The organism is Streptomyces decoyicus (assembly GCF_019880305.1).
Taxonomy (GTDB): domain Bacteria; phylum Actinomycetota; class Actinomycetes; order Streptomycetales; family Streptomycetaceae; genus Streptomyces; species Streptomyces decoyicus.
Genome location: NZ_CP082301.1, coordinates 1,067,870 through 1,093,563 on the forward strand (window position 1 = coordinate 1,067,870; position 25,694 = coordinate 1,093,563).

Consider the following 25,694-nt stretch of genomic DNA (forward strand, 5'->3'; position numbering starts at 1 on the left):
AGAACGTCCTATGACCGTCCGCTGCGCTTGGTCTGCTTCCCACGTTTTCGGCTGTCCCGCCGTGGTGGTTTGTCGCCGTTGCGCCTCTCCGCTGCGCTCTGCTTGCGGCCCACGTTGTCGGCTGTCCCGCCGTAGGGGTTGTTCGCCGTTGCGCCTGCGGCGGGCGGGTGATTGTCGGGTGCGGTGACGGCCCTACGGACTTCGTCCTTCGGTCCGCCCCCTCCCGTGGAGGGAGAAAGTGAATGTGGGTGGGGGCGGGCCACTCGGTCGTCTGTCTGATCCACGAGGGGTGCCGGACCACCTACGTGCACCCCCACCGGCCTTCTCCCACCCCCCAACGGGAGGGGACGCGCCGCAGGACGAAGTCCGGAGGAGCGGCACCGCACCCGACAGCCCCGCGCAGCGACCCCGGCCCGCCGCAGGCGCAACGGCGGGCGCACCGCGCAGCGGGTGGCAAACGGCGGACAACCACCACGGCGGGAAAGCCGAAGACGTGGGAAAGGTTTAGGACTCAGGTCCGATCCGGCTGCGCACGGCCGTCTGTACCTCGGCTTCCTCGGCCGGGTCGGCGGCCAGGCGGCGAAGCTGTTCGACGACCCGGTCGTCGCCGGTGGCGGCGTGCCGGGCGGCCAGTTCCCGGGTGTTCTCCTCGCAGTCCCACAGGCACTCGACGGCGAAGCCGGCCGCGAAACCGGGGTCGGTGGCGGCGAGCGCGCCGGCGGCCCGGCCGCGGAGGTGGGAGGAGGACGTTTCCCGGTAGATGTGCCGCAGGACGGGGGCGGCGCAGCCGACGCCGAGGCGGCCGGTGCCGTCGACCAGCTCCCACAGTCCGTCCGCGTCCGGCCCCTCCTCACGGACGGTGCGGCGCAGCGCGGCCAGCACCGGTCCGGCGTCGCGCCGTCCGCCGCGGCGGGCGAGCATCGCGGCGGCGGACGCACCGAGCAGGTCCGCGCGCGGCGCCCAGACCCGGGCCCGCTCGACGGCGGCCACACTGCGCATCCGTGCGAAGGCGGCGAGTGCGGCGGACGCCAGCCGCTCGGAGGAGAAGGGGTCGACGACCGCGTCCTCGATCAGATCGAGGGCGTCCGGGTCGCCGCGCTCGGCGAGGTGGTGGAGTACGGCGGCGCGGGCGGCGTCCGGTGCGCTGCGCGCGGCGCGCAGCAGCTCTGGGCGGTCCTCGGGACCGGCGACGGCGGCCAGGCAGCGGGCCGCGGCGAGGTGCCGGTGATCCTCGGACTCCGGCTCCATCCCCTCTTCGGCCCACTGGAGCACCTCGGTCACGCTCCAGCCGGGGCGCGGCCCGCGGGGCCGCAGCTGCCGCTGCCAGCGGTCGAAGGAGCCCTGTTCCCCGGCGGCGGCCAGTCGCGGGCCGTATCGGGGGTCCTCGGCCCACAGGCGCCAGGGCCGGGGCTCGAAGGCGTCGCGCACGGCGGCGGCCAGCGCGGCCCGGCCGTCCTCGGTCTCCGGGAAGCGGGCGAGGACGGCGGGGGCGAGAGTCATCAGCCCGGCGTCGTCGTCACGCAGCGCAAGCTCGTCGAGGGCCCAGCGCCAGTTGCTGCCGGCCGCGGCATAGCTGCGCAGCAGCAGCCGGGCGGCGTCCCTGCCGTACGCGGCGAGGTGGCCGAGGACCGCAAGGGCCAGGCCGGTGCGCTCCTCGCCAGTGTCCACGAGGTCGTCGGGGTGGAAGAGGTGCCGTTCGATCTCCTCGAGCCCGCCGTCGAGCTGCATATAGAGGCGCGCGTAGTAGAGCGAGCGGTTCTCGACCTGCCAGTCGCGACGGGGATCGCGCAGCACGCTGTCGTTCAGTGCCGCGAGCGCCTCGGCCCGCGGCGCCGCGAGGGCATGCAGGGTCCCGTCGCCGCGGCCTCGCTGCAGGAGGCCGAGCAGGGTGCCGCTGGGCGCTATGTCTGGATCGAACATGAGGTCAGCATCCGGTGCGGGGGGCAGGCTGGCAACGGGATTTCCGCTGACCGGCATTCTTGCCGGTGACCGCGGGCCGTAAGCCTCGTTCCCACCATGGATCGGCGGAAGCGCCTGCGTACGGCGGCCGAAGCCTAGCCTGGAAGCTGTCATTCCGCCGATTCGCCCCCGGTATGCCCCAGGAAAGCCGGGGGCATATGCCAGATGCACCACCGTATCGGGTAGTGCCAAATCACTTACGGACGGTCGCCGCCTGTGCAACAGTCGTTACCGGCCCTTCAGCCCGGCGCCGCCTGATCACGGAGTACGTCATGCCGTCCCCTCTCTTCGCGGATCACCCAGCCGACCGGCCCCCCGAGCGCGACACGGTCGAGTCACTCATCACGCAGGCCCGCCGCCTGCGCGGTGACCTCGATGCGGTGCGCAGGGAGTCCGCAGTGGACACCGGCCTCGCCACGGACCCGCAGCTGCGCTGGCAGCGGGCGCTGTGCGATCTCGCCGTCCACCACCTCGACGACCTCGGGGGCCATCTCGACCAGCTGAGAGAGGGCCTGCCCGCCGAGAGCGAGGACGCCCCGGCACCGGAGGCCGAACTCCCCCCGGCCGCGCCGGAACCCGAGCCGCATGAGCGCGGTGCACTGCTGCGCCGGGTGGGCAGCGGCGAGTGGAATCTGCTCACCGACGAAGTCAGCTGGTCCGACGAGCTGTTCGCCATGTTCGGCAGGGCCCCCTCCGACGGACCGCTCACCCTCGACGAGCTGCCGTCCCTGGTCCACCCCGACGACCAGGAGGGGCTGGCCACGATGGTCACCGACTGTCTGGTGGACGGCCGGCCGATCGACGGCGAATTCCGCATCGTGCGCCCGGACACGAGTCTGCGCACGGTGCACATGGTGGGCGAGCCGGTGCTCGACGCCGACGGCAGCACCGCCTGTATGTGGGCCGTGCTGCGGGACGTCAGCGAGCTGCGCCGCAGCCAGCAGGCGGTACGCGAGACCCGTGACTCGCTGCACCGCGAGCGGCATATCGCGCAGACCGAGCACCGGCTTGCGGTCGAGCTGCAGGAAGCCGTGCTGCCCCCGTGGCGCGGCTCCCTGCGGTTCCCGCAGGGCGGTCCCGTCGCCCTCGACCTCTCCGGGCGCTATCTGCCGTCCGGCACCCGCGACCTGGTCGGCGGGGGCTGGTACGACGCACTGCAACTCCCCGACGGCACCACGCTGTTGAGCGTCGGCGATCTCACCGGCCACGGCGCCACCGCCACGTCCGGTATGGCCATGGTCCTCGGCGCGCTGCGCGGTATGGCGGTCGCCGGAAACCGGCCGGGTCCCCTGATGAGCTTCCTCAACCAGCTGCTGGACACCGCCGCCCAGCCGGCGCTGGGCAGCGCGGTGTGCGGCCGGTTCGATCCAGCGGCGCGGACGCTGGAGTGGGCCCAGGCCGGGCACCCCGCGCCACTGCTGTTCCGCGGCGGCACGGGGCGCGCGCTGGACCCGCCCGAGGGTGTCCTGCTCGGGGCGACCTCGGGCGCGGCCTACACCCAGCACACCGAGCAACTGGAGCCCGGTGACCTGCTCGTCCTGCACACCGACGGTCTCGTCCCACGCCGTACGCACGGTGTGCACGCCCCCCATGAGGGCACCGAGCGGCTCCTCGCCCTGGCGCCTCGGTTCGCCGCGGCGCGCAGTGCGCAGGACAGCGTCCGCATCGTCGTCGAGGAGTTCGGCAGCGCCGAGCGGGAGGACGACGCGTGTGTGCTGATCGCCAGGGTCGGCGACTGACACACCCCGCGGCAGCTGAGGGCGGACCGGCGCATCCCGAGCCGGCCGCCCCGAGGGCGTCGGTGGGCGGACCATCGGCTGACGGATGAGGCAGCGGCGTCGTGGAGGACGCCACCCCTATGGGTGACGTACCGTCACGCTCGCCGCATCCGCCCGTCTCAGGCCGAGAAATTCTTTCCGACTCGTGATCCGATTCCGGGGCCGAGACCCGATCCCTTGGTCTTGGGCTTCGCCTTCGGCAGGACATGCTGGATCTCCTCGCGCAGGTCCTGGATCTTGGCGTAACTCGCATACTGTCCCGTGAGGCGGAACATTTCGCGGAGCCGGTCCCAGGTGCGGTGCGAGGAGTTCTCGCCGATGGACACCAGCGCCAACCGGGCGTAGCGGTCGGCCTGTTCGGGGTCGTCGCCGATGAAGCAGGCCGAGGCCATCGAGATGTAGTCGAAGATCTGTGACCGCTGGCGGCCGTTCTCCCGCAGCTTCAGCGCCCGCTTGGCGTGATGCTGGGCGATCCTGGCGGCCGACGGATCGTGGTCGGCGAGCGTACGGAACGCCAGCGCCTGCATGCCGTGCAGATCCGCCTCGTCGAACATCTGCATCCAGCTCGGCGGCGGCACATCGCCCTTGTCCGAGACGAACAGGTCCTCCGCCTCGCCCAAGGTGCGGCGCATCGCCTGGCCGTGGCCCTTGGACGCCTGCGCCCAGGCCTCGATGGTGTGCAGCATGGCGCGGGTGCGCGGCAGGGTTTCCTCGCCGGAGCCGGACTTGGCGAGCTTCATCAGATCCAGCGCGTCGTCGGGACGGCCCAGATGGACCATCTGACGGGCGGCACGGGAGAGCGCCTCGCCGGCGCGTGGGCGGTCGCCGCCCTCGCGCGCCGCATGGGCGGCGATGATGAAGTACTTCTGGGCGGTGGGCTCCAGGCCCACGTCATGGGACATCCAGCCGGCCAGCACCGCCAGGTTGGCCGCCACCCCCCACAGCCTGCGCTGGAGATGGTCGGGGTGGCGGTAGGCGAGCATGCCGCCCACTTCGTTGAGCTGGCCCACCACGGCCTTGCGCTGCAGCCCGCCGCCGCGGGCCGCGTCCCAGGCGCGGAACACCTCGACCGAGCGCTCCAGCGCATCGATCTCCTGCGACCCCACGGGGGCCGCCTCATAGCGGTCGAGGCCGATCTGGTCGAGTTCGTCGAAGGAGTCGGGAGCAAACGGGTCGTGGCGTGGGGCGGCCGCCGGGGCCGGGTCGGTGTGCAGCCAGTCGTACATGGCGCCGGTGAGTGCGGAGCCCGCGGCGAGTGCGGCGCCCGCACCCACCAAGCCGCGTCGGTTGAGCATGAGGTCCATTCCCGTGAATTCCGTGAGGACCGCAGCGGTCCGTTCGGGAGCCCACGGCAGACCGTCCATGGCCTGCCGCTTCCCCGAGCGACCGGTTCTTGCGAACCCGAGGTCCTCGATGGTTACGACACGGCCGAGGCGCTCGGTGAACAGGGAAGCCAGAACCTTGGGCACCGGATCGCGCGGGGTCTCCCCCATGTCGATCCAGCGCCGCACTCGTGAAGTGTCGGTCGCCAGCTGCGGATGGCCCATGGCCGCCGCCTGCCGGTTGACCAGTCTCGCCAGCTCTCCTTTGGACCAGCCGGCCAGGCCGAAAAGGTCCGCGAGACGGGTGTTCGGCTGCCTGTCCACGTCAAGCCCCCAGGTTCCTCGACTGAGTTGACAGTAACGGCCGGTGACATGGGCTGTGGGCATTCGCCAGGGTTCGCCAGGGTGCGCCAGATGGTCTGCCACCCGCAGTCGCGTGTTCTGTAGATATGCCGCCCCCGGCCTGGTGGCGGGACCGCATTCCCCAGGGTGCGCGCCCTTCACAGGGGCCCTGGATCGGCCTCCTGCACGGGGCCCGTTCACGGGTTCCCATCACCGGGCCGGGGAGCGCACGCAACTCGCCGGCGCACGAAGGGATCTGTCTCACCCATGTATGCAGCATCGTCCGCCGTGACCGCCCCCACCCGGCCGTACCGCCCGCACCCCACCGGAAGCGGGCCGTATCTCGACCCCTCCCCTTCCGCGGGGGCGCTCACCGGTCTCCCCGGCGGCCGTACCCGGCGGACGCAGACGACGGGCGCCCAGCCGCTCAGCGGGAGACTCGACTTGTCCGGCCCCCAGGGTGCCCAGTTGCGCGCCGCGGTCGCCTCGGTGCACCGCATCTGCCCGGAGTTCAACCCGGTGCAGGTGCTGCGGCGCAGCGGCAGGTCCGTCCTTCTCGTCGGCACGACGGGCCGAATGACCGCGGTCGCCAAGTGTTTACTGGACCAGTCCCCCGCCTGGGCGGAGAGGTTCCGGCAGGAAATAAGCGCATACCGCGCATTCGTCCGGCATCGTCCGCCGGTACGGGTGCCGCGTCTGGTGGCGGCCGATCCCGACAACTGCACACTGGTCATGGAGCGGATGCCCGGCCGGGTCGCGGCGCTGACCCGGCACCCGTCCGAGGCGCCTCCCCGCGCGGACGTACGGGCCGCGCTCAGCGCGATCTGCCGGATCAACCTCTGGCGTCCGCCGGCCGGGCTGTTCGACGCCCCGCTGGACTATGCGGGCCGGATCGGCCGCTATCACGACCTGGGGCTGCTCACGGACCGGGACCTGGGCGATCTGCAGAAGCTGCTGCACGGTCTGTCGCACACCCAGGGCCAGTTCTGTCACGGCGATGCGCTGCTGAACAATGTGCTGCTCTCCCCCGCGGGCCCGGTCCTGCTGGACTGGGACAGCGCGGGCTGGTATCTGCCGGGCTACGACCTGGCGACGCTGTGGTCGGTGCTCGGTGACGCGCCGGTGGCCCGCCGGCACATCAGCCAGCTCGCCCAGAACGCGGGACCGGCCTCGCGGGACGCCTTCCTGGTGAATCTGATGCTGGTGCTCACCCGCGAGATCCGACGCTATGAGACCGCGGTCCAACGGACCATGCGCGAACCCACGCCGACGGGCACACCGGGCCCGGGACTACCCGGCGTACCCGCGGCGGGCGAGGAGCAGCGGCTGCTCCTGCGCCGGCTGCACGACGACTGCCAGATGGCACGTCGTGCGGTGCGGGCGGCGGTCGGCACCCGCTGACTGCCGAGGGGTGCCGGATGTCGCCGGCACCCGCAAGGGGGGACTGTGAGCGGCGCGCCCGGGTACGGGGTGCGCCGCTCACCCATGTGCGGCGCACCGACCTCGCCCTCTCCTTTGGCCGTCCGTCCGGCGGCCGTCGTCCGAGTCAGGTCATTGGTCCATTCCACTGACGCCCCGCAGGCCGGGCACCGGTCCGGGAAGGCTCCTCTGGAGACGCCCTGACATGCGAAATCCCGAACCGGCACGGTGATTGACGGACCCTCGGCAAACGTATAGCTCTAAGCCGACGGGGGCTCTAGTCTCGGGTCCCGCCCGTGCGGCCGTTTGCGCACCCGCCGTCACACCGCCCCGGCTCGGGCCGGCTCGAGGAGGTTGCTTTGCGAGGATCCGCCCCGGAAGACGAGAAGAGATTCCACCGCCCCGCCCTGCGCAGATCCGCCACCGCCGTCGCGGCAGCGGTGCTGCTGCTGCCGCTCTCGGGAGCGCCGTCCGCACACGCCGGGCCACCCCGGACGGATGAACTTCAGCGCGCCTTCACCGACGCCGCCGCCCGCTTCCATGTGCCGCGCAGCGTGCTGCTCGGCGTCGCGTACCTGGAGTCCCGCTGGGACGCCCATGGCGGCGCGCCCAGCGTCTCCGGCGGCTACGGCCCGATGCATCTGACCGACGCCCGTACGGCCCTGGCGCGGGCCCCGGAGTTCAGCGAGGGCGACGAGGACGCCCGCGGCGACGAGGCGCGGCCCCGTCAGAAGGTGTCGGCCGGTGCCGCGAAGCGGGCCGTGGTGCCCGCGGAACTCCCCGCCCGGCTGCGGACCTTGACGACGGCTGCCACGCTGGCCGGCCTTCCGGCCGAGAGGCTGCGCACCGACCCCGCGGCCAATGTGCTCGGCGGGGCGGCGCTGCTCGCGGCGGAACAGCGCAAGCTGGGGCAGACCGCCGGCAGCGACCCGGCGCAGTGGTACGCGGCGGTGGCGCGGTACGGCGGCCAGGACGACCTGCGCGGCGGTCAGGCCTTTGCGGACGAGGTCTACGAGGTGATGCGCCGGGGCCAGACGCGCACGACCGACGCGGGACAGCGGGTCACGCTGCCCGCCACTCCGGAACTGGCCCCCGACGCCACGCAGAAGAAACGTCTCGGCGATTCGCCCGACAGGGCATCGGCACCGCAGTCCGCCCGCACGCCGGAGTGCCCGCGGAAGGTCGCCTGCGAGTCGGTCCCGGCACCGTACGAGGAGTTCGGCGACGGTGACTACGGCAACCACGACAAGGCGGGCCGGCCCGACGACCAGCGGGTCAGCACCATCGTCATCCATGACACCGAGGGGTCCTGGGAGACGACGCTGAAGCTGATCAAGGACCCGACCTATGTGTCCTGGCATTACACGATCCGCTCCGCGGACGGTCTGATCGCCCAGCATGTGCCGACCAAGGACGTCGCCTGGCATGCGGGCAACTGGTACATCAACTCGCACTCCGTCGGCATCGAGCACGAGGGCTTCCTCGCCGCGCCGGACGCCTGGTACACGGAGGCGATGTACCGCGCCTCGGCCCGGCTGGTGAAGTACCTGAGCCGCAAGTACGACGTGCCGCTCGACCGGCAGCACATCCTGGGCCACGACAATGTGCCCGGCACGACCACGGCCACGATCCCCGGTATGCACACCGACCCCGGTCCGTACTGGGACTGGTCGCACTACTTCACTCTGCTGGGCAAGCCGTTCAAGGCCGCCTCGGGCTCGCACGGCGGGCTGGTCACCATCCGCCCCCACTACGAGCGGAACAAGCCGGTCTACACCGGCTGCGAGAAGCCCGGTGACACCTGCGCACCGCACGGCTCCACGGCGGTCCGGCTGTACACCGCGCCGAGCGAGAGCGCACCGCTGGTCAAGGACATCGGCCTGCACCCGGACGGCAGTGACTCGACGAACGGCGTGAACGACATCGGTGCCCGCGCCTCGACGGGCCAGCGGTTCGCCGTGGCGGGCCGGTCCGGCGACTGGACGGCGGTCTGGTACCTCGGGCAGAAGGCGTGGTTCCACAATCCGCACCGCGCGCCGACGGCGGTGAACGCCAAGGGGCTGATCGCCACGCCGAAGGACGGCCGGCAGGAGATCCCGGTCTACGGCCGCGCCTACCCGGAGAAGGGGGCCTACCCGGCCGGGGTGCCCTACCAGGCGGTCTCGCCGCTGCCGTACAAACTCGCCGCCGGCCAGAAGTACGCCGTCGGGGACCGGATGGCGGGCGACTACTTCTACGCCCCGACCTTCGATGTCTCCCAACACGCGATCGTGCGCGGCGAGGACGTCTACTACGAGATCCAGCTCGGGCACCGGGTCGGGTATGTGCGGGCGGCCGATGTCGAGGTGCGGCGCTCGGATTCCTGAGTCCGCTCGCGCACCGTTCGGGTGAGCGCGTCGCGCCCGGTGGACGGCAGTGCCGTCCACCGGGCGCGACGGTGTCCGCTCCGGAGCTGTGCCGGGACTCAGCCCTGCTGGAAGAGCTCCGCCGGCAGCGGCTTGAGCAGCGCGTAGAGGTCGTCCGTGATCGGCCGGTCCCAGCTGGCGATGGTGACCAGTACCCCGTCGCTGCGGTCGAACTGGGCGCAGGAGATCCGGCTCTCGGAGCACTTGATGCGCTTGACGATCAGCAGGTTGTCCTCGTGCATCACGGGGGTGTCCTCGCTCTCGACGACCGTCACCGGCTCGTCGTTGCCGAGCGCCGCGAGCAGCTGTGCCACCTCGAAGGGCACCTGGTCGTCCTCCAGCTCGCGGGCCGGGGAGCCTTCGGGCAGGTTGCCGATGACCATCGCGGGGCCGCGGCCGCCGAACAGGTCGTAGCGGAGGAAGACGCCCTGGCAGCTCCCGTCGGGCGCGGGCAGCAGCCCGGCCCCGAGATTGCCCGGCCAGTCCCCGGGGTCCATGGCGAGGACGTCGAAGTCAGGCCCGGCGGGCGTGGCTGCGCTGCGGCGGCGGAGGAAGGACATGCCGCCATCGTACGTGGCCCGGCCGGGCACGCGGCGCGGACGTCGGGCGGAACGGCGCCCGGTGGGCGGAGCCGCCGCGTCCTCTTGCCGCTGGTCGCTGTACCGGCCGTTATGCCTGGTCGGCCAGCGCGCGCAGCCGGCGCAGCGCCTCGTCGGTGGCGGCATACGGCACGAAGAGGTGATCGTGGTGGAAACCGGCGACGACATTGCAGCTGAGGCCCGCCTGGGCGAGTGCGGTGGCCACGGCGGCGGTCAGTCCGACAGCGTCCAGCGCGGAGTGCACCCGCAGGGTGATCCAGCCGGCGACATAGTCGTACGCCAGGCCCGCGCGGTCGGCCTCGTCCTGGTGGACGACGAGGGTGCGGCCTTCGGGCTCGGTGACGGTGACCACCGGTGTCAGGCCACCGGGGATCGCGCCGGGCACGCTCGCAAAGACAAAGCGGCCCTCGTTCCGCTCGGGACGCATCCCGCTGAGCAGGGCCCGGAGATCACGTTCGCCCGTCATGCGACCCACCCTACGGGGCGCCGCCCTGTCCTTCCCGGCGCCGCTCGTGGTGGCGTGCGACCCGGGCGCGGTTGCCGCAGGAAGGGGCGCACCACTCCTGGCGGGCATGGTCCTTGACGAAGTAGCGCACACAGCGCGGGGCGGGGCAGGCCCGCAGCAGCTCCCGGTCGGGGCCGGCGAGGAAGGCGAGGGCGGCGCGGGCCAGCGCGGCGACGATCCGGTCGGCGGGTGGCGCGGAGCCGGCCGGGTGGTGCCGCACGGCGGGCGGCGCGCCCGGCTCCCAGCTGAGCCGGGGTGTCATGGCGACCAGGGCCGCGGCGGCATTCAGCCGACGAAGCGCCTCCTCCTCCGGGAGCAGCCGGTGCGCATCGGCGGAACTGGGCGGCCCCGGCCGGACGGCGCGGGCGAACAGCGACCGGACCGCGGCCCGCAGCTCGCGCACGGCGGTGTGCAGCGCCTCGTCCGGGACGGCCGGGTCCTCCGCGCAGTCCAGCAGCGCGGCCCGCTCACGCACCCAGACCGCGAGCCCCTCCGGACCGGCCAGGTCATCGGCGACGCCGCCGTGCCCGTCGTGGCGCAGGGTGACGGCGAGTTCGAGTGCGAGCCGTGTTGCGGTCATGAGGCTAATGGTAACGTCACCGCCAACCATTAACTAGCTGGGGGGGAAGTATGGCCGGCGTACGTCAACTGCTCTGCGGTCCCCCGGTGTTCGCGGGCGCTCTGCCGGCGTGCCGCAACGCATGGACGAAGGGACCTCCGTGTCCGTGACGCATGAGCATGCGCTGCCGGCCGAGGCGGTACGGGCTGCGGTCGAGACGGGCCAGGAGCGGCTGCGGGCCCTGCTGCCCGGTCTGGGCGACGACGGGGTGCGGGAGCCGAGCGAGCTGCCCGGCTGGTCCCGTGCACATGTTCTCTCGCACCTCGAGGGCGTCGCGCTCGCCCTGGCCCGGCAGGCCCGCTACGCGCTGCGCGGTGAGCCGGTCGAGCCGTACGACGGCGGGCGCCCGGCGCGTGCGGCCGCGATCGAGGCCGGAGCGGTGCGTGATGCGGCGGCGCTCGGGCACGCCGTACGGGCCGCGCTGGCCGAGGCGTCCGCGGCCTGGGCGGCGGTCGGCCCGGCCGACTGGTCGCGGCCGGTGAAGGGCCGTCCCGTAACCCCTGGCGGGCGCACGGCGACAGCCCTCAGGCGGCGCGCCCGGCACTTCCGGAAAGGACTGCGCACCCCATGCCCTGTCCCGGGTCCAGCACCCCTCCCACGCTCGACCTCTGGAAAGCGGGCCTGCGTTCGGTTCCTTCCGAGGTCTGGCGGCGTGACGACTGGGAGGTGCTGATCCTTGCCGACAACGCTCTGACCGAGATCCCGGCGGCACTCCTCGGCCGGCTGCGCGCGCTGCACACCCTCGACCTCGGCCACAACGCGCTGACGGCCCTCCCGGACGAGATCGGCCGGCTCACCGGGCTGACCCGCTTCCTCTATCTGCACGACAACCGGCTCACCGCACTGCCGGACTCGCTCGGCAGGCTGGACCGGCTCGGCTATCTCAACGTCGGCGAGAATCCGCTCGGCCGGCTGCCGGCCGCGCTCGGCGAGATGGCCGCGCTGGTCGAACTACGTTGCCAGAACGCCGAGTTGACCACTCTGCCCGAGTCATTGGGGCGGCTGGGCCGCCTCCGTGAGCTGTGGCTGGGCGGCAATGCGCTGACGGCGCTGCCCGAGAGCACGGCGGCGCTGCGCGAGCTGAGGGTGCTCGAACTCCGGGACAACGCTCTCCCCGGCGTCCCCGAGGCGCTGCGCGTGCTGCCGCTGCTGCGCCGGATCGACCTGCGCGGCAACCGGATCGAGGCGCTGCCGCCGTGGATCGCCCGGCTGCCGTCGCTGGAGAAGCTGGATCTGCGCTGGAACACCGTGGACGACGGCGCGAGCCCGGTGCCGGCGCTACGGGAGAGAGGGTGCGTGGTGCTCACCTGACGCCGGCTCGCGAGTGGGGCCGGGGCGGCGGGGGCGGGCATCGGGCGCCGCGGGCGGGCGCGGGGCACCGCGGGGCGGGCGTCTGACACCGTGGGCCGATGGCATGACGGTCGCGGTCGCCGGTCCCCGGCTCGGGCCGCTCTCCCCGATCCGTGCGTCAAGACCTAGGTGAGATCGAATTCGCCGTCGCGGGCGTCGAGGACGAAGGCCCGCCACTCGGCGGGGGTGAAGATCAGCGCGGGGACGTCCGGGCTGTGGCGGTTGCGCATCGCGATATAGCCCTCGACGAAGGCGATCTGGACGCCGCCCACGCCCTGGGTGCTCGACTGCCACTCGGCCTGCGTCAGGTCGACATCAGGCTTGGGTCCGCCCGCGAGCCGCTGCTCGGTGATGCTGTCGGTCACGTGTCCCGCTCCTCCCGGTACGTCGTCCGCGTCAGCCTAACCACTGTGTCCGGGGACGGACAGGGGACGTGGCGGGCCGGTGGAGTGGTGGTCCGGGAGGGGCGCGCCAGGTCGGCGCGCCCGCCCCCGAGGGGTGTCAGGTGGTCGGCCGGCCGGCCCCGACCAGCCACATCGAGAAGAACTGGGAGCCGCCGCCGTAGGCGTGTCCCAACGCCGTGCGGGCGCCGTCGACTTGATGGCCGCCGGCCTGCCCGCGCACCTGGAGGGCGGCCTCCGCGAAGCGGATCATGCCCGAGGCGCCGATGGGGTTGGTGGACAGCACCCCGCCGGAGGGGTTGACCGGGAGGTCGCCGTCGAGTGCGGTGACGCCCGATTCGGTGAGCTTCCAGCCCTCGCCCTCCTCGGCGAAGCCGAGGTTCTCCAGCCACATCGGCTCGTACCAGCTGAAGGGGACGTACATCTCGACCGCGTCGATCTGCCGGCGCGGGTCGGTGATGCCGGCCTGCCGGTAGACGTCGGCGGCGCAGTCCTTGCCGGCCTGCGGGGAGACGAAGTCCTTGCCGGCGAAGAGGGTGGGTTCGCTGCGCATCGCACCGCCGTGCACCCAGGCCGCCGGGTGCGGTGCGCGGGCGGCCCCGGTGCGGTCGGTGAGGACCATCGCGCACGCGCCGTCGGAGGACGGGCAGGTCTCGGAGTAGCGGATCGGGTCCCAGAGCATCGGCGAGGCCTGGACCTTTTCGAGGGTGATGTCGTTTTCGTGGAGGTGGGCGTAGGGATTCTTGAGGGCGTTGCGGCGGTCCTTGTAGGCGACGAGGGAGCCGACGGTGTCCGGGGCCCCGGTGCGCCTCATGTACGCGCGGACGTGTGGGGCGAAGAAGCCGCCGGCGCCGGCCAGCAGGGGCTGCTGGAAGGGGACCGGCAGGGACAGGCCCCACATGGCATTGGACTCGGACTGCTTTTCGAAGGCGAGGGTGAGGACGGTGCGGTGGACCCGGGCGGCGACCAGGTTGGCGGCGACCAGGGCGGTGGAGCCGCCGACCGATCCGGCGGTGTGCACCCGCAGCATCGGTTTGCCGACGGCGCCCAGCGCGTCGGCGAGATACAGCTCGGGCATCATCAGGCCCTCGAAGAAGTCGGGGGCCTTGCCGATCACCACGGCGTCGATGTCGGCCCAGGTCAACTGGGCGTCGTCCAGGGCGCGTCGGGCCGCCTCGCGGACGAGTCCGGCGAGGGAGACGTCGTGGCGGGCGGCGACGTGTTTGGTCTGGCCGATGCCGACGACGGCCACGGGCTCCTTGCTCATCGCTCACCCTCCAGGACGGCGACCAGGTTCTGTTGCAGGCACGGCCCCGAGGTGGCGTGGGCGAGGGCGCGGTCGGATGCGCCGCGGTGGATGCGGGCGGCGGCCTCGCCGAGGCGGATCAGGCCGGCGGCCATGACGGGGTTGGCGGCCAGTGCGCCGCCCGACGGGTTGATGCACACCGTGCTGTCCGGCGCGTCGAGTTTCAGGGCGCGGCGCAGCACGACCTCCTGGGAGGTGAAGGGGGCATGCAACTCGACCGTATCGACCATGGGGGCACCTCCCGTGCCGTCCAGGCCATGGGGGAGCTCGAAGGCACCGGCGCGCTCGGCGGCGAGCCGGGTGGACGGCGAGTCGGTGAGGTCGCGGACGCCCAGGCTGTGGGCCTCGATGCGGTGGTCGAGGCCGCGGATCCAGGCGGGGCGGTCGACCAGCCTGCGGGCGGTGTCGCCGGCGGCGAGGACGACGGCGGCCGCGCCGTCGCCGATGGGCGGGCAGTCGCCGGTACGCAGCGGGGCGACGAGCACCTCGCCTGCGGGCACCTCGCCGCGCAGCTGGGCGTGCGGGTTGGACCCGGCGGCCGCCCGGCTGCGGGCCGCGATACCGGCCAGTGCCCGCGCGTCGGTGAGTCCCGCGTCGATCAGGGCCTGGGCCTGGAGTGCGGCGAGCGCGACGGAGTCGGGCCACAGCGGGGCGACGTAATACGGGTCGAGCTGCCGGGTGAGGACCTCACGGAGATCACCGGGCGAGGACTTGCCGTACGCGTAGACCAGTGCGGTCTCCGCCTCACCGGTGAGGATCTTCACCCAGGCCTCGTACAGCGCCCAGGCGCCGTCCATCTCGACATGGGATTCGGAGATCGGCGGCCAGGCGCCGACGCCGTCCAGGGCCATGGTGAAGGAGAAGGCCCGGCCGGCCAGGTAGTCGGAGGAGCCGGAGCAGGTGAAGTCGATGTCGCGGGCCGCCAGGCCGGTCTGCGCCAGGACATCGTGGAGCACCGGCATCAGCATCTCGACCTCGGAGGTCTCCGCGCTGTCGCGGACATGATCGCTCTGCCCGAAGGCGACGATGGCGACTTCGCGCATCAGATCAGCTCCTTGTAGCCGGCGTAGTCGGCATCGGGTTCGCCGGTGGGGCGGTAGTGGTCGGGGAAGCGGCCGCCCTCGGTCCAGACGGGTTCGACGCGCAGCCCCATGCGGACCCGGTCGTACGGGATGCCTCCGATGCGGGCGTGCAGCGCCAGGTCGGCACCGTCCAGGGCGATATGGGCGTAGACGTAAGGGACCTCGATGTCGAGGTTCTTGGCCTTGATGTTGACGATGCAGAAGGTGGTGACGGTGCCGCGGGGGCCGACCTCGACCTGGGTGTCGGTGGCGACACCGCAGGTGGGGCAGGCGCCGCGGGGCGGGACATAGACCTTGCGACAGGAAGGGCAGCGCTCGCCGACGATCCTGTGATCCGTGAGCGCCCGGAGGTAGCGGGACTGGGTGCGACCGGGCGAGTAGGTGTAGTCGAGCCGGGCGGGGACGGTGATACCGGTGACGGCGTCCGCGAACTCCCCGCTGTGCGCGGCCGGCCGGCCGTCGTCCGCGGCGCTGTCGTCCGGCTCGAAGCAGGCAATGTCGGTGATCGCGCCGGTGCGCTCCGCGGCCCAGCGGACCCGGACCCGCATCCCGGTGCGTACGGCGTCGGGGCCGGGTGCGTCCAGTGCGTGCAGCAGTGCGGTGTCGGCGCCGTCGAGCCGGACCAGCACCCAGGCGAAGGGGGTGGTGAGCGGCTGGCCGCGGCGTGGGGACGGGTTCCAGGCCCAGGTGGTGACGGTGCCGCCGGTGCCGACCTCGACCAGCTCGCGGACCTCCTCGGCGGTGACCGGGTCGTACTCGGTGGGCGGTACGACCACCCGGCCGTCGCTCGCGGTGACACCGAGGACGGTGCGCTCGCGCAGCCCGGTGAGAAAGGCGCTCTGGACGGGGCCGAGCGAGCGGGTGAAGGGGAATTCGACGACGAGAGGCGCCGTGAGGACCTCTGGCATGCGGGCTCCTTGGGTCAGGCGCGCCGGTAGACGGGCGGGCGCTTCTCGGCGAAGGCCCGGGAGCCCTCTTTGGCGTCGGCGGTGTCGAAGACCGGCCAGCCGCGGGCGAGTTCGGCCGCGAGCCCGTCGGTCTCGGTCATGTCGGCGGTCTCGTAGACGGAGGCCTTGACGGCTTCGACGGCCAGCGGTCCGCAGCCGTTGATCAGTTCCGCGATCTCCAGGGCCTTGTCCAGCGCGGTCCCTTCGGGCACGACATGGCCGATCAGCCCGATGCGTTCGGCCTCGCGCGCGGGGTAGGGCCGGCCGGTGAGCAGCATCTCCAGGGCGTGGGTGCGGGGGATCTGGCGGGCGAGGCGGACGGTGGATCCGCCGATCGGGAAGAGCCCGCGCCGGACCTCGAAGAGCCCGAAGGTGGCGCTCTCCCCGGCGACGCGGATGTCCGTGCCCTGGAGGATCTCCGTGCCGCCCGCGACGCAGTGGCCCTCGACGGCGGCGATCACGGGTTTGCGGGGGCGGTGCTGCCGCAGCATCGCCTTCCAGTGCAGATCGGGGTCGGCACGCAGCCGGTCGCGGTAGTGCTCGCCGGCCATGCCGTCGCCCGCAAGGGCCTTGAGGTCCATGCCGGCGCAGAAGGTGCCGCCGGCGCCGGTGAGGACGATGGAGCGGATCGTGTCGTCCTCGTCGGCGGCGATCCAGCCGTCGTACAGGCCCACCAGCATCGGCAGCGAGAGCGCGTTCTTCGCCTCCGGCCGGTTGAGGGTGAGCACCAGGGTCGCGCCGAGGCGCTCCACCGACAGATGTTCCGTGCTGCCCATTCCGTCCTCCCGTCTCGCGACGTAGAACAGGTTGCAGTAGGCGCACACCGACTTCAAGACCTTTCTGACACATAGTCAGTTTTCTTGTGCCGTGGCCCTTCCCTGCTCCTTCCGGCGGCGCTCTAATGACCGCCAAGCCGACGCCCGCCCGGTCTGGAGGAGACGTGGAGTACAACCTTGCCGACCTCTTCGAGTCGATCGTCGACACGGTCCCCGACCGCGAGGCGCTGGTGTACGTCGGCCACCCCGGGACCGGCGCCGAACGACGCCTGACGTACGCGGAGCTGGACCGCGCGGCCAATCGCCTGGCCCACCACCTCGCCGACCACGGCATCGGCCCCGGCCGGCACGTCGGGCTGCACCTCTACAACGGCGTCGAATACCTCCAGGCCGTCTACGCCTGCCTGAAGATCCGCGCCGTCCCGGTCAACGTCAACTACCGCTATGTGGAAGAGGAGTTGGCCTACCTCTACCGGGACGCCGACCTGGCGGCGCTGGTCTTCGACGCGGAGTTCACCGCGCGGGTGGCCGCCACCCTCCCCCAGGCGCCCGGCCTACGGCATCTCGTACGCGTCGGCACCCCGCCGGCCGACGCCCCCGAGCCGCGGATCACACCCGTCGCGCTCGCGGACGCCGAGGCCGCCGGCTCCCCCGCGCGCGGCTTCGGCCCGCGCTCCGCCGACGACCGGATCGTCATCTACACCGGCGGCACCACCGGTATGCCCAAGGGCGTGATGTGGCGCCACGAGGACCTCTTCTTCGCCGGGATGGGCGGCGGGGCACCGACCGGTGAGCCCGTGCAACGGCCGCAGGAGCTGGCCGAGCGGGTCGCGGCCGGCGGTGAGGGGATCGTCTTCTTCCCCACTCCCCCGCTGATGCACGGCACCTCCACCCTCACCGCGTTCATCGCCTTCCACTTCGGCCAGAAGGTCGTCGTCCACCGCAAATATGTGCCCGAGGAGGTACTGCGCACGATCGAGCGGGAGCGGGTCACCAGCGTGTCGCTGGTCGGCGATGCGATGCTGCGCCCGCTGGTCGACGCGCTCACCGGACCGCTCAAGGGCACCGACTGCTCCTCGCTGTTCAGCGTCAGCAGCTCCGGCGCGATCCTCTCCGAGACCGTACGCGCCCAGTTCAGTGCGCTGGCCCCGCACGTCATGCTGCTCAACAACTTCGGCTCCTCCGAATCCGGCTTCAACGGCACCGCCACCGAGGACTCGGGACCCGCCAACGGATTCCGGCTGCGGGTCAACTCCCGTACGGCGGTGGTGGACCCCGCGACCCACGAACCGGTCCCGGTCGGCGAGGTGGGCCGTATCGCGCTCCGCGGGCATGTCCCGCTGGGCTACTACAACGACCCGGAGAAGACCGCCGAGACCTTCTTCGAGGCGCGCGGTGACCGGTGGGTGCTGCTGGGCGATATGGCCACCGTCGACGCGGCCGGCATCGTCACCGTCCTCGGCCGGGGCTCGCAGTGCATCAACTCCGGCGGCGAGAAGGTCTACCCGGAGGAGGTCGAACAGGCGCTGAAGGCGCATCCGGACGTCTATGACGCGCTGGTGGCGGGCGTGCCGGACGAGCGGTGGGGCAACCGCGTCGCGGCCGTGGTCCAACTGCGCCCCGACGCCGCGCCGTTGGACCTCGCGGGCCTCCAGCTCCACTGCCGGACCCGGCTGGCGGGCTACAAGATTCCGCGCGCCGTCGTCTTCACCGACCACATCCAGCGTTCGCCCAGCGGCAAGGCGGACTACCGCTGGGCGAGGGCCTGTCTTCACAGTCCCGTCGTTCGCCCGTAGGGCGGGCCTGGCGGCGTCTGGCGCGCTGCAACTCTCCCCCACGCCTCAAGGGCGCGGGAGGGGCCCCCACCGCTCGCTCCGTCCCGGCTCCTGATCAACCGGTGGATGCCGAGCGCGATCGCAAGGCGGAGGGTCGTCCCGGTACCGGGTGTACCGGGTGTACCGGGTGTACTGGGATGAGCCCGACAACGCGGATGGGGGTTCTCCGCGCCGTTCAGGCGTGGGGGGAGCGTGCGTGCCTGGGGCACCTCCCAGCGGTAGCTGGGGAAGCGTCGCCAGGCAGACGGACCTGTGAAGACAGGCCCTGGGCGGTGGCGACGGGCGAGCGGACGGGCTGAGCCGGGCGGGCCGCGGGCGCGGCCGTGGCCGTTGGTCAGGTGCCGTCGCAGACCGAGCGCAGCGAACGGGCCAGCGCCACCGTGTGCAGCCCGTCCAGGTGCCGCTCATGGCGGACCTGCGCGGCGGCCACGGTCAGCAGCGGAGCGCAGTACGGCGCCGAGCGGGCGTGCGGGGAACGGGCGATGGCCCGCACCAGCTCGCCGTTGATGCGGTTGATCTCCTTGCGGACCTCGTCGAGGTCGGGTCGCGTGGTCGGCGCCTGCGCGGGGTCCGCGTGCCACCTGCGGTGCAGCCCCCGCTGCACGACCTTGCTGGCCTCGATCTGGTCCCGGAAGATCCGCACCGTGGCCGCCGGGTCGGCACCCAGCCGCCGGGCCTGCTCGGCCACCGCGTCCAGTACCTCCTGCTCACGGGCCGGGTCGTCGATCGGGCCGCCGGTGCCCCACTTCGCCGCGGCCACCAGATCGCCGGTGGCCAGCCGCTGTGCGGACAGCTCGGCGAGCGGGCCGAGGCGGCCGTACGCGGAGTGCGCGGTGGCGGCAGCCGGGGCGTGCCCCTTGGCCGCCAGCGCGGTGTCGGCGGCCAACGGGGCAGTGGCCTTGGCCGACGGAGCACTGGCCTTGGCGGTGGCCCTGGCCGGTGGGGCCGCCGGAGCCGCGACGGCCCCACCGGTTCCGGTCAGCAGGACGGCGGCGGCCGCTCCGGCGGTCAGGGCGCTCCGCATCGAGGTGATCAGCTGCACGGTCGGCCTTTCTCGAACCCCGGGAAACCCCCGGGGAGTTCAGCGGCGGCATCTCCCGTGAGCCTAACGGCTGTCCCGTCATCCCCGGCGGGCGCGCGACGACAGCCCTGAGACGGACGAGGCGGCCGGGGCCCCGTGGGGCCATGCGGCGGGGACCGAGGGTGTGTCGTGCGGGCCACGGCGGACCCCGCCGGGGCCCGTCGGGACCCGCACGACAGCGCGCGGCAGGCTACGGGCGCGGCGCGAGGAACGAGTTGACCGCGGCGAGGAACTCCCCGGGGCGCTCCTCGTGGACGAGATGGCCGGCGCCCTCCACCGTCACCAGGCAGGCGTCCGGGATCCGCTCGACCAGCTCGGCGAGGTGCTCCTGCGGGATATGGCTGGACTCGCCGCCGCCGATGACCAGGGTCGGTGCGGTGATCTTCTCCAGTGCCTCCCACCACACGGGGTCGGGCGCATTGCGCTCCGCCACCACGGCGACCTTGGCCTGCCAGTCGAACGGCTGCGGGCCGGCCGGCTGCTCCGGCACCTCCTGCGGCGGATCGGCGGGCCGCGGCGGCGCCACCTCCTCCAGGATGAGGCGGTCCACCAGCTCGGGCCGGTCCGCGGCCAGCAGCAGCGCGGCCACCGCGCCCAGCGAGTGCCCGATCAGGATCACCCGCTCCAGGCCGAGTGCCTGGAGGAAGCCGATCGCATCGTCCCGCCACCGTTCGAAGCCGTACGCCCCGGGCCAGTCGCTGTACCCGTGGCCCCGCTGGTCGAGGGCGTAGACACGGTGGGTGCCGGCGAGCCTGCCGACCACACCGCGCCAGTCCTCGCCGTCCTCCCCGAGGCAGTGGAGCAGCACGGCCGGGGGCGCGTCCTCCTCTCCCCACATCCGATACGCCAGCTGGACCTCACCGACCTGCACTTTCCGGACGTCACTCATGCGCTGGACGCTACCCGGGAGGTCTCGGCGCCACGCCCCTTGACGTGTTCGCCGCGCGCTGATTACTTGGACCAGCATGCGGCTACCGAATGATCGGTAGGGACACGAGGCGGTGAACTCCATGCCGGAAGCGGCTACGGGCAGTGAGACGTTCGACGATGCGGAACGACTCACCGCGGAGGCGTTGCACACCCTGCAACTGACACGGCTGCGCGCCTCGTTGCAGTATGCCTATGACCACGTCCCGTTCTACCGGGAGTCCTTCGACCGGGCCGGGGTGCATCCGCAGGACTGCCGCTCGCTCGGCGACCTCGCCCGCTTCCCGTTCACCGTCAAGGACGATCTGCGCGCCCAGTACCCCTTCGGGATGTTCGCCGTCCCCAAGGAGCAGGTGCGCCGTCTGCATGCCTCCAGCGGCACCACGGGCCGCCCGACGGTCGTCGGCTACACCGAGCGCGATCTGTCGCACTGGGCGGATGTCGTCGCCCGCTCCCTCCATGCGGCCGGCGGGCGGCCCGGTCACACCGTGCATATCGCCTACGGGTACGGGCTGTTCACCGGCGGTCTGGGCGCCCACTACGGCGCGGAGCGGCTCGGCTGCACGGTCGTACCGGCGTCCGGCGGGATGACCAGCCGGCAGGTGCAGATCATCCAGGATTTCCGGCCCGAGATCATCATGGTCACGCCGTCCTACATGCTCACCCTGCTGGACGAGTTCGAGCGGCAGGGCATCGATCCCCGTACGACCTCGCTCAAGGTGGGTGTCTTCGGCGCCGAGCCCTGGACGGAGGAGATGCGCCGCGAGATCGAGGAACGGTTCGCGATCGACGCCGTGGACATCTACGGCCTGTCGGAGGTCATGGGTCCGGGCGTCGCCCAGGAGTGTGTGGAGACCAAGGACGGGCTCCACATCTGGGAGGACCACTTCTATCCGGAGGTGGTCGACCCGATCACCGGCGAGGTACTGCCGGACGGGGCGCACGGCGAGCTGGTGTTCACCTCCCTCACCAAGGAAGCGATGCCGGTCATCCGCTATCGCACCCGGGACCTGACCCGGTTGCTGCCCGGTACCGCGCGGGCCGCCTTCCGCCGGATGGAGAAGATCACCGGACGCTGCGACGACATGATCATTCTGCGCGGGGTCAATCTCTTCCCCGCACAGGTCGAGGAGATCGTGCTGCGGACGCCCGGGGTCGCCCCGCACTTCCAGCTGAAGCTGACCCGGGAGGGCCGGATGGACCGGCTGACCGTGCGCGCCGAGGCCCGGCCGGACGCGAGCCCCGAGGTGCGCACGGTGGCCGCCGGGCTGATCGCGCGCGGCGTCAAGGACGGGATCGGGGTCACGGTCGCGGTGGAGATCGTCGACCCGGAGACCCTGGAGCGGTCGGTCGGCAAGATCAAGCGCATTGTGGACGCCCGGCCGCGGGACACGGCCTAGGTATCCAGCAGGCCCGCGAGGTCGGCGAAGGCGGCCCGGACGGCCCCGGGGTTCTCGATCCAGGGGAAATGACCGGCTTCCCCGATCCGGCGGTGCAGGGTGCGCGGACCGTGGAAGCCGGGCTCGTCCTGCCAGAGCCGCTGGTCGACGATGTGGTCCCGGCCGCCGCTGACGATCAGGGTCGGCAGGGTCCGTGGTGTCCAGCGGGCCCGGTAGCTGTCGTCGAAGTGGGCGTCGGCCCAGGCCACCGCGTCATGGCAGTACGGGAGACCCGCAAGGAGCGCCCGGCCGCCGGCGGCCGCGGAGGGGCTGAAGTTCCATGGCACGGCGGCCAGCGTCAGGGCACGCAGCGTCTCGTCGTCCGGCTGCCGGGCATAGTGCTCGGCCGCGGTGTCGACTCCGGGGAGCGGGTGGTCCTGCGCATAGCGGGCGAAGGCGGGGCGCCAGCCTGCGTGCGGGGCGCTGCTGATCAGCGCCAGGCCCGCGAGCTGTGCCGCGAGTTCCGGGACGGCCAGCAGGAACATGCCGCCGGTGGAGTGGCCGACCATCACCGCCTCGTCCAGCGCCTGCGCGGCCTCCGTCAGGACTCCCGGCCAGTGGGCGTAGGGATCGGCGGGAACCGCGGAGCGGTCACGGTTGGAGCCGTCGCCGGGCAGATCGACCAGGTTGCGGACCGTCGCGCGCCCGGCATTTGTGCGCGCGGGGCCGGGAGCGCGTCGCACCGCCGTGCGGCCTCGTGGCCGTATGGTCCGGCGGGCGGGTGCGGCCCCGCGCGGGTGGGTGCGGCCCCGCGCGGGTGGGTGCGGCCCCGCGCGGGTGGGCGCCGGTGGCTCGCCGCGTCCGCGAGGTGCCGGCCGGGCGGCGGTCGGCTCAGTCCGTCGTCGGGTCCCCCGTGATCAGGGCGAACGGGGCCCCTGCCGGGTCCCTGAGCATGGCCAGCCGGCCGACGCCCGGGGCGTCGGTGGGCGGAATCAGGATCGTGGCGCCGCGGTCGGTGGCCGCGGCGAAGGCCGCGTCGCAGTCGGTGACACCGAAATACGGGTGCCACTCGGAGGTCGAACCGGCCTTCAGGTTCGCCTCCGGCAGCTGCATGAGGCCGCCGTGCCCCGAGTCGTCGTCCTTGCCGCCGCCCGGTGCGGAGACGACGGAGTAGACCGTTTCGCCGCCCATCGGCATGTCTTGGTGGCTCCAGGAGAAGACCGAGCGGTAGAAGTCCTTCGCGGCGGCCGCGTCGGTGGTGTACAGCTCCGTCCAGCACAGGGAGTTCGGCTCCATGACCGTCTCCAGGCCCTGGACGTCGCCCGGCTGCCACACGGCGAAGTCGCCGCCGGTCGGGTCGGTGAAGGCGGCCAGCCGGCCCGCGGTGAAGACATCCATCGGCGGGACGCGTACCGAGCCGCCGGCCTGCTCCACCGCCTTGACCGTGGCGTCCGCGTCGGGGGTCTGGAAGTACACCGTCCAGGCGGAGCCCGCGCCCTCCTCCATCAGGGGCCCCACGGCAGCGACCGTCTTGCCGTCGAGCTGGAAGAAGCCGTACCCGCCCGCGTCCGGTCCGGCCGACTGGAAGGTCCAGCCGAACACGGCGGAGTAGAAGGAGACGGCGTCGTCGATGTCCGGGGCCCCGAGGTCGAGCCAGTTCGGTGTGCCCGGAACAAAATGGGTCGTCAGCATCGGTGGTCCTCCGTCGCACGGATGGGTGTTCACGGCTGTTTCGCGCCGATTCCCAGCATCGCAGGGGGCACTGACAGCCGCCCTTCGCGCACGCCGTGCCGGGCCCGGCTCAGGGGGCGCCGAACCGTGCGCGCAGCTCCCGCTTGAGGACCTTGCCGCTGGCGTTGCGCGGCAGCGCGTCCACGAACACCACCCGTTTGGGCGCCTTGAACGGCGCAAGGCGGGCGCGGGCCGCCGCGATCAGCTCCGCCTCCCCCACTTCCTCCCCGCCGTCCCCGTCCCCGGCACCGCCCGCACCGTCCGTACGCCGTACGACCACCGCGGTCACCGCCTCGATCCAGCGCTCGTCCGGCAGCCCGATGACCGCGACCTCGGCCACCTGCGGATGCGCGTAGAGCACGTCCTCCACCTGACGCGAGGCGACCAGGACGCCGCCGGAGTTGATGACGTCCTTGACCCGGTCGACCACCGTGAAATAGCCCTCGGCGTCACGGACGGCGAGGTCGCCGGAGTGGAACCAGCCGTCCCGGAACGCCTCGGCGGTCTCCTCCGGCTTGTCCCAGTAGCCGGTGCACAGTTGGGGGGAGCGGTAGACGACCTCGCCCCGGGTGCCGTCCGGTACCTCCCGGCCCTCCTCATCCACCACCCGGGCCTCGACGAACAGCACCGGGCGCCCGCAGGAGTCCATCCGGCCCTCGTGTTCGCCGGGGCCGAGCACGGTGGCCAGCGGCCCGATCTCGCTCTGCCCGAAGCAGTTGTAGAAGGCGAGTCCTGGCAGCCGGGCGCGGAGCCGCTCCAGGACCGGCACCGGCATGATCGAGGCACCGTAGTAGGCCTTGCGCAGCCCGCTCAGCTCCCGGGTGGTGAAGCCGGGGTGGTGCGACAGCGCGATCCATACGGTCGGTGGCGCGAACAGACTGTCGGCCCCGCCCGCTTCCACCAGGTCGAAGATCTTTCCCGGGTCGGGTCCGTCCAGGATGGTGTTCTCCGCGCCCACCGCAAGGTAGGGCAGCAGAAACACATGCATCTGCGCGGAGTGGTAGAGCGGCAGCGAGTGAACCGGCCGGTCCGTCTCTTTCAGATCGAGGGCGACGACGGCGCTGGTGTACTCGTGCACCAGCGCGCGGTGGGTCATCATCGCGCCCTTGGGCAGGGCGGTGGTGCCTGAGGTGTACAGAAGCTGGACGAGGGCGTCGTCGGACACCTCGGCCGCCGGCCCGGCGGCGTCCGGCCCGGCGGCGTCCGGCGCGTCGTGGGCCGCGAGCCGCTCCAGCAGCCCGTCGGGCGCCCCGTACAGGGGCATGGTGCGGACGGAGTCCGGCAGCCGGTGCGCGAGCGCGGCGTCGGTGAGCACCAGCACACTGCCCGACTGCTCCAGGAGGTAGCGCAGGTCCTCGCCGGTCAGGCTGTGGTTGACCGGCACATGCACCAGTCCGGCGCGGGCGCAGGCCAGAAATCCGATCAGATACGCATCCGAGTTGTGGCCGTAGGAGGCGACCCGGTCGCCGGGCCGCAGGCCGTCCGCCCGCAGCACCCGGGCCGCGGCGGTCACCGCGTCGTCCAGCGCGCGATAGGTCCAGGCCCGGTCCGCGTACCGCACCGCAGTGCGACCGGGCACCCGTCGGGCGCTGCGCCGCACGACTCCGTCGACCGTATTGCTCCGCGCTTGCGTCATGGCGCGATCCTCGGCGGCCCCTCACCCCGGGTCAAGCCACCCGACCGGAGTGAGGGACGGCGGCCCCCGGACCCTGCTGACCTACTCCCAGTCCTCCGACCCCTCGTCGGCGCACCACAGCGACCAGAACGAGCTCTACGCGGCCGGCCGGATGGTCCGGGAGCGGTTCTGCGCGAAGGACATCGCCGCTGCGCCCGGTCTCACGTCAGCGGGTGCTGCACGTGCGCCCCTGACGGGCACGGCAGGCGGTGCCGGGGCGGCCGGTCCCCGGAGGGGTGGGACCGGCCGCCCCGGC

At 72.5% G+C, this 25,694-nt stretch carries 22 protein-coding genes and 1 pseudogene; 8 read left to right on the forward strand and 15 right to left on the reverse strand.

The genetic code is table 11. The features are described 5' to 3' along the window. Positions 1-504 precede the first annotated feature (504 nt). Positions 505-1,920, reverse strand: a complete 1,416-nt coding sequence (locus K7C20_RS04510) for a hypothetical protein (RefSeq protein WP_053209941.1) — start codon at positions 1,918-1,920, stop codon at positions 505-507. A gap of 311 nt (positions 1,921-2,231) precedes the next feature. On the opposite strand from K7C20_RS04510, the gene K7C20_RS04515 reads away from it, so the two are divergent. After that, positions 2,232-3,698: a PP2C family protein-serine/threonine phosphatase gene (locus tag K7C20_RS04515; RefSeq protein ID WP_030079840.1), complete on the forward strand. Its 1,467-nt coding sequence runs from the start codon at positions 2,232-2,234 to the stop codon at positions 3,696-3,698. Between the two features lie 158 nt (positions 3,699-3,856). Here K7C20_RS04515 and K7C20_RS04520 read toward each other — a convergent pair whose 3' ends face one another. Next, a complete protein-coding gene (locus K7C20_RS04520; RefSeq protein ID WP_030079839.1) occupies positions 3,857-5,383 on the reverse strand; it encodes a DNA-binding protein NsdB in 1,527 nt (508 codons plus the stop codon). Between the two features lie 285 nt (positions 5,384-5,668). Here K7C20_RS04520 and K7C20_RS04525 point away from each other — a divergent pair, with 285 nt between their 5' ends. After that, on the forward strand, positions 5,669-6,802 hold the full coding sequence (locus tag K7C20_RS04525; RefSeq protein WP_030079837.1) for an aminoglycoside phosphotransferase family protein: 1,134 nt from the start codon (positions 5,669-5,671) through the stop codon (positions 6,800-6,802). 377 nt (positions 6,803-7,179) lie between these two features. Next, complete coding sequence (locus tag K7C20_RS04530; protein ID WP_030079835.1) at positions 7,180-9,186, forward strand: N-acetylmuramoyl-L-alanine amidase; 2,007 nt, start codon at positions 7,180-7,182, stop codon at positions 9,184-9,186. Positions 9,187-9,284: 98 nt separating this feature from the next. On the opposite strand, the gene K7C20_RS04535 is transcribed toward K7C20_RS04530, so the two are convergent. The 3 genes from K7C20_RS04535 to K7C20_RS04545 all read right to left on the reverse strand — a co-directional run bounded on the left by K7C20_RS04535 (position 9,285) and on the right by K7C20_RS04545 (position 10,909). Further along, positions 9,285-9,785 carry a hypothetical protein gene (locus tag K7C20_RS04535; RefSeq protein WP_030079833.1) on the reverse strand — a complete coding sequence of 167 codons (501 nt, stop codon included), beginning with the start codon at positions 9,783-9,785 and terminating at the stop codon, positions 9,285-9,287. Positions 9,786-9,894: 109 nt separating this feature from the next. Then, positions 9,895-10,290: an ACT domain-containing protein gene (locus K7C20_RS04540; protein WP_053209940.1), complete on the reverse strand. Its 396-nt coding sequence runs from the start codon at positions 10,288-10,290 to the stop codon at positions 9,895-9,897. Positions 10,291-10,300: 10 nt separating this feature from the next. Next, a complete protein-coding gene (locus K7C20_RS04545; RefSeq protein ID WP_053209939.1) occupies positions 10,301-10,909 on the reverse strand; it encodes a CGNR zinc finger domain-containing protein in 609 nt (202 codons plus the stop codon). A 139-nt stretch (positions 10,910-11,048) separates the two neighbouring features. Between K7C20_RS04545 and K7C20_RS04550 the strand changes: the two genes are divergently transcribed. Next, positions 11,049-11,621, forward strand: a complete 573-nt coding sequence (locus K7C20_RS04550; protein WP_409351302.1) for a maleylpyruvate isomerase N-terminal domain-containing protein — start codon at positions 11,049-11,051, stop codon at positions 11,619-11,621. After that, positions 11,516-12,259 (forward strand): leucine-rich repeat domain-containing protein, encoded by a 744-nt coding sequence (locus K7C20_RS04555; RefSeq protein WP_030079821.1) that lies wholly within the window; start codon positions 11,516-11,518, stop codon positions 12,257-12,259. Before K7C20_RS04550 ends, K7C20_RS04555 begins: the two co-directional genes overlap by 106 nt. Positions 12,260-12,423: 164 nt before the next feature. Here K7C20_RS04555 and K7C20_RS04560 read toward each other — a convergent pair whose 3' ends face one another. The 5 genes from K7C20_RS04560 to K7C20_RS04580 form a co-directional block, all read right to left on the reverse strand. After that, complete coding sequence (locus K7C20_RS04560) at positions 12,424-12,663, reverse strand: DUF397 domain-containing protein (protein ID WP_030079820.1); 240 nt, start codon at positions 12,661-12,663, stop codon at positions 12,424-12,426. 136 nt (positions 12,664-12,799) lie between these two features. Then, a complete protein-coding gene (locus K7C20_RS04565) occupies positions 12,800-13,966 on the reverse strand; it encodes a thiolase domain-containing protein (RefSeq protein WP_030079818.1) in 1,167 nt (388 codons plus the stop codon). Then, positions 13,963-15,048, reverse strand: a complete 1,086-nt coding sequence (locus K7C20_RS04570) for a thiolase domain-containing protein (protein WP_053209937.1) — start codon at positions 15,046-15,048, stop codon at positions 13,963-13,965. The genes K7C20_RS04565 and K7C20_RS04570 overlap by 4 nt, the downstream gene beginning before the upstream one ends. Continuing rightward, positions 15,048-15,995 carry a Zn-ribbon domain-containing OB-fold protein gene (locus tag K7C20_RS04575; RefSeq protein ID WP_030079816.1) on the reverse strand — a complete coding sequence of 316 codons (948 nt, stop codon included), beginning with the start codon at positions 15,993-15,995 and terminating at the stop codon, positions 15,048-15,050. The genes K7C20_RS04570 and K7C20_RS04575 overlap by 1 nt, the downstream gene beginning before the upstream one ends. Positions 15,996-16,009: 14 nt before the next feature. Further along, on the reverse strand, positions 16,010-16,810 hold the full coding sequence (locus tag K7C20_RS04580) for a crotonase/enoyl-CoA hydratase family protein (protein WP_053209955.1): 801 nt from the start codon (positions 16,808-16,810) through the stop codon (positions 16,010-16,012). 164 nt (positions 16,811-16,974) lie between these two features. Between K7C20_RS04580 and K7C20_RS04585 the strand changes: the two genes are divergently transcribed. Next, positions 16,975-18,606, forward strand: coding sequence for an acyl-CoA synthetase (locus K7C20_RS04585; protein ID WP_053209936.1), 1,632 nt, complete (start codon positions 16,975-16,977; stop codon positions 18,604-18,606). 373 nt (positions 18,607-18,979) lie between these two features. Here K7C20_RS04585 and K7C20_RS04590 read toward each other — a convergent pair whose 3' ends face one another. Next, a complete protein-coding gene (locus K7C20_RS04590) occupies positions 18,980-19,687 on the reverse strand; it encodes a chorismate mutase (RefSeq protein WP_063781298.1) in 708 nt (235 codons plus the stop codon). A 229-nt stretch (positions 19,688-19,916) separates the two neighbouring features. After that, positions 19,917-20,615, reverse strand: a complete 699-nt coding sequence (locus K7C20_RS04595) for an alpha/beta fold hydrolase (RefSeq protein ID WP_053209935.1) — start codon at positions 20,613-20,615, stop codon at positions 19,917-19,919. A 121-nt stretch (positions 20,616-20,736) separates the two neighbouring features. Here K7C20_RS04595 and paaK point away from each other — a divergent pair, with 121 nt between their 5' ends. Then, the gene (gene paaK / locus K7C20_RS04600; RefSeq protein ID WP_030079800.1) at positions 20,737-22,053 is read left to right on the forward strand and encodes a phenylacetate--CoA ligase PaaK; all 1,317 of its coding nucleotides are present in this window, start codon (positions 20,737-20,739) and stop codon (positions 22,051-22,053) included. Here the strand turns inward: paaK and K7C20_RS04605 are convergent. The 3 genes from K7C20_RS04605 to K7C20_RS04615 form a co-directional block, all read right to left on the reverse strand. Beyond that, entirely contained in the window at positions 22,050-22,775 is a 726-nt protein-coding gene (locus K7C20_RS04605; RefSeq protein ID WP_052414288.1) for an alpha/beta fold hydrolase, read from the reverse strand. The genes paaK and K7C20_RS04605 overlap by 4 nt on opposite strands. A 148-nt stretch (positions 22,776-22,923) precedes the next feature. Next, positions 22,924-23,724 carry a VOC family protein gene (locus K7C20_RS04610; protein ID WP_030079796.1) on the reverse strand — a complete coding sequence of 267 codons (801 nt, stop codon included), beginning with the start codon at positions 23,722-23,724 and terminating at the stop codon, positions 22,924-22,926. A 109-nt stretch (positions 23,725-23,833) separates the two neighbouring features. Then, on the reverse strand, positions 23,834-25,399 hold the full coding sequence (locus K7C20_RS04615) for a fatty acyl-CoA synthetase (protein WP_030079794.1): 1,566 nt from the start codon (positions 25,397-25,399) through the stop codon (positions 23,834-23,836). Between the two features lie 67 nt (positions 25,400-25,466). On the opposite strand from K7C20_RS04615, the pseudogene K7C20_RS38060 reads away from it, so the two are divergent. Next, a pseudogene (locus K7C20_RS38060) lies at positions 25,467-25,601 on the forward strand (penicillin acylase family protein); the annotation flags it as partial. Positions 25,602-25,694: the final 93 nt, after the last annotated feature.